Below are 2,616 nucleotides of genomic sequence, written 5' to 3'. Positions count from 1 at the left end.
AGGCAGAAGCTTGCCGAGCAGTCGATCCGCCGGCTGATCGACGAAAGCGGCAAGAAGCTCAACGTCACGCAGGGCGCGCTGGTGTCGATCGACGATTCCGGCGCCGTGCGCGCCATGGTCGGCGGCTACGACTATTCGACCAGCCAGTTCGACCGCGCCTCGGAGGCGCGGCGGCAGCCGGGATCGGCCTTCAAGCCCTTCGTCTATATGGCGGCGCTCGAAGCCGGCCGCACGCCGGACAGCGTGCGCAACGACGCTCCGATCAAGATCGGCAAATGGACGCCGGATAACTATGGCGGCAAGTACTATGGCAAGGTGACGCTGGCGACGGCGCTGGCCAAGTCGCTGAACTCGGTGGCGGCGCAGCTCACCATGGAAGTCGGGCCCGACGCGGTGGTCGAGGCGGCGCATCGCATGGGCATCCAGTCCGACCTGCAGTCGAACACCTCGATCGCGCTCGGCACCTCGGAAGTGACGCCGCTGGAACTGACCGCGGCCTATGTGCCTTTCGCCAATGGCGGCTACAAGCCGGATATCCACTTCATCCGCCGCGTCACCACAGCCAGCGGCAAGGTGCTTTACGAGAACAATGGCGGCAGCGCGGCGCGCGTGATCAAGGCCGATATCGTCGGCATGATGAACTCGATGATGACGGGAACCGTCGAGATCGGCACCGCCAAGAAGGCCGCCTTCAACTGGCCCTCGGCCGGCAAGACCGGCACCAGCCAGAATTCGCGCGACGCCTGGTTCGTCGGCTACACCGCCAACCTCACCACCGGCGTGTGGTTCGGCAATGACGACGGCAGCGCGATGAAGAAGGTGACCGGCGGCGCGCTGCCGGCGCAGGCCTGGCACGAATTCATGGTCGCCGCGCATGAAGGCGTTCCGGTCAGGCCGCTGCCCGGAACATGGAAGTCGACGCCGTCCGATACGGTCGTGCCGGACGAGATTCCGTCGGCGGATGCTTCGCAGCCGGCGCCGGTGCCGCAGGCGCCGGTCGGCCAATCGCAGCCTGTCGCCCAGGCGCCGGCACGCCAGGCGCGTCCCGCTCAAACCGTCGACGCCGACGGTTTCGACATGCCCAGCGACGGCGGCACCACCGCGTCGGTCGGGCATCCGGTGCCGCCCGGCGACGTCGGCGGCCCGAAGAAACGGCGGCAGACGTCGATCCTCGACATCCTCGGCGGCGGTTGAGCGGCAAACTCGCCTCTCGCAATGGCGAGCGCGTTCGGCTACATGTCCGGCCGGAGATCAAGCCATGGCCGAGACCGACCCTAGAAAAACCATCGTGCTCACCGGCGCCAGCCGTGGCATCGGCCATGCGACGGTGAAGCGTTTTTCGCGCGAGGGCTGGCGCGTCATCACCTGCTCGCGCCAGGCTTTCGCCGAGGATTGTCCTTGGCCAGCCGGGCCTGAGGACCACATCAAGGTCGATCTCGCCGACCAGGAGGATGTTGGCATCGCCGTCTCGGAAATCCGGCACCGGCTGGAGGCGCATGGCGGGCAACTGCACGCGCTGGTCAACAATGCCGGCATCTCGCCGAAGCTGAAGGACGGCAGCCGGATGAATTCGATCGACACGCCGATGCATGTCTGGCGCGACGTGTTCCAGGTCAACTTCTTCGCGCCGATCATGCTGGCGAGGGGGCTGTTCAAGGAACTCGCCGCGGCCAAGGGATCGATCGTCAACGTCACCTCGATCGCCGGCACCCGGGTGCACCCGTTCGCCGGCACGGCCTACGCGACATCGAAAGCGGCGCTCGGCTCGCTGACGCGCGAGATGGCGCACGACTTCGGCCCGCACGGCATCCGCGTCAACGCGATCGCGCCGGGCGAGATCGACACGGCGATCCTGTCGCCGGGCACCGACAAGATCGTCGAGACGATTCCTCTGAGACGGCTCGGCGCCACGTCGGAAGTGGCCGACATCATCTTCTTCCTGTGCACCGCGCAGGCGTCCTACGTGACCGGCTCCGAAATCCATATCAACGGTGGCCAGCACGTTTGAGCGGCTGACTTCAAGCTAAGGGCTGCTCATCCACTTATGGTGAGAACAGCCTTGCCGCTGATGCTGCGCTGTCTGAGCGAGTCCAGGGCCTGGGCGATTTCCGTCCACGGCACCGTCAAGGCCACGCGGGTTTCCAGCCGGCCAGCCGCGACTAAGCCAAGCAGCCAGGCGATGTCGGCGCCAATGCCGGAGCCGGAAGTGTAGTAGGCGAAAGTCTGCAGCCTCGCTCCCTCGTGACCCGGAACGAACTGACGGAACCCGACGGGCGTGAGTTCGCCGCTGCTCGAACCGAACATGACGATCACCCCGCCAGGCGCGACGCGTTCTATCGCGTGCGCGAGGCTTTCGCCGCCGACCGACTCGGTGATCAGCGAAAACGGCCCCTCGGCCAGCTCGATCTGTTCGACAACCTGCCCGGCTCCCAGCCGACGCAGATCCTCGTCGTGCCGGGAGGCGGCGACCGTGGTCACGTGCGCGCCCTGCTCGCGGGCGATCTGGATCTGGAAACGACCGACCGCGCCGCTTGCGCCGGTGATCAGAACCCGCTGGCCGGCCAGGCCGCCGCCATGGCGCAACGTCCTCAGCGCCGTCGTGCCCGCAACCGGAAG

The 2,616-nt window shown here is 66.9% G+C and carries 3 protein-coding genes; 2 read left to right on the top strand and 1 reads right to left on the bottom strand.

Annotation, left to right across the window (positions count from 1 at the left end; translation table 11 throughout):
* Both EOA38_RS33140 and EOA38_RS33135 read left to right on the top strand, forming a co-directional pair.
* A partial coding sequence (locus EOA38_RS33140) for a penicillin-binding transpeptidase domain-containing protein (protein ID WP_281060141.1) occupies positions 1-1,194 on the top strand: 1,194 nt, incomplete at its 5' end.
* 64 nt (positions 1,195-1,258) lie between these two features.
* The gene (locus tag EOA38_RS33135) at positions 1,259-2,008 is read left to right on the top strand and encodes an SDR family oxidoreductase (protein ID WP_126091911.1); all 750 of its coding nucleotides are present in this window, start codon (positions 1,259-1,261) and stop codon (positions 2,006-2,008) included.
* 26 nt (positions 2,009-2,034) lie between these two features.
* Here EOA38_RS33135 and EOA38_RS33130 read toward each other — a convergent pair.
* Positions 2,035-2,616: zinc-binding dehydrogenase (locus EOA38_RS33130; RefSeq protein WP_145966190.1), on the bottom strand; the 582-nt coding region annotated here is incomplete at its 5' end.

The organism is Mesorhizobium sp. M1E.F.Ca.ET.041.01.1.1 (assembly GCF_003997355.1).
In the GTDB taxonomy this organism is placed as follows: Bacteria; Pseudomonadota; Alphaproteobacteria; order Rhizobiales; family Rhizobiaceae; genus Mesorhizobium.
This window is presented reverse-complemented; position numbering and strand designations above follow the sequence as displayed.

Coding starts and splice junctions, on each gene's coding strand:
- EOA38_RS33135 (WP_126091911.1), top strand. CDS start 1,259: ATGGCCGAGACCGACCCTAGAAAAACCATCGTGCTCACCGGCGCCAGC.